At 28.3% G+C, this 1,000-nt stretch carries 1 protein-coding gene; it reads left to right on the top strand.

Annotation, left to right across the window (positions count from 1 at the left end; all coding sequences use genetic code 11):
* Positions 1–34 precede the first annotated feature (34 nt).
* Positions 35–859, top strand: coding sequence for a class D beta-lactamase OXA-347 (locus F1E73_RS17075; RefSeq protein WP_004295324.1), 825 nt, complete (start codon positions 35–37; stop codon positions 857–859).
* Positions 860–1,000 lie beyond the last annotated feature (141 nt).

Below are 1,000 nucleotides of genomic sequence, written 5' to 3'. Positions count from 1 at the left end.
GTGGCAACAAAAACAAACGATAATTAGACAATAAATGAAAAATATTTTATTTGTAGTTTTTATTTCAATGATATTTTTATTTGTTTGCTGTAACACAACAACGAATAAAAACATAATTGAAACAGAAATTTCTGATTTTGACAAAATTTTAGATAGTTTTCAAGTAAATGGTTCAATTCTAATTTATGATAACGACAAGAATACTTTTTACTCAAATGACTTTGATTGGGCTAAAAACGGAAAATTACCTGCATCAACATTCAAAATTCCAAATTCTATAATTGCTGTTGAATTAGGCATTATTGAAAATGATACAACTATTTTAAAATGGAATGGCGAGCAGAGAAAAATGGATATTTGGGAAAAAGATTTATCATTTAAAGATGCTTTTAGAATTTCCTGTGTTCCTTGCTATCAGGAAATTGCAAGGAAAATCGGAACAATTAAAATGAAAGAATATTTAGAAAAATTTGAGTATAAAAATATGATTTTTGACAGTTTAACGATTGACAATTTTTGGCTTGAAGGAAATTCAAAAATATCTCAAAAACAACAAATCGACTTTTTAAGGAAATTCTATTTTTCAAAATTTCCAATTTCTGATAGGACAATAAAGATTGTCAAAAATATTATGGAAATTGAGCGAACTGAAAATTACATTTTAAGCGGTAAGACTGGATTAAGTTCGATAGAAGAAAAATATAATGGTTGGTTTGTTGGTTATGTTGAAACAAAATCTAATGTTTATTTTTTTGCAACAAATGTAATTCCGACAGACGGATTGAATGTTGATGATTTTATTTCATCGAGAATTAATGTAACAAAAAATGCGTTAAAGCAAATGAATATAATGAAATGATAAATGCCACTAACATATGGTAGCCGATAATTGCCGGCTTTCGTGCCAACTTGATACTTTGGTGCTTTTAACGAACCGAAGTGCTAAATTGATACGAAAGTGCTGTAAATCCGGCAACTACGGCTACCATTTTTCGTTATG

The sequence above is a fragment of the Arenibacter lacus genome (assembly GCF_008711145.1).
Taxonomy (GTDB): Bacteria; Bacteroidota; Bacteroidia; order Flavobacteriales; family Flavobacteriaceae; genus Arenibacter; species Arenibacter amylolyticus.
This window is presented reverse-complemented; position numbering and strand designations above follow the sequence as displayed.

Coding starts and splice junctions, on each gene's coding strand:
- F1E73_RS17075 (WP_004295324.1), top strand. CDS start 35: ATGAAAAATATTTTATTTGTAGTTTTTATTTCAATGATATTTTTATTT.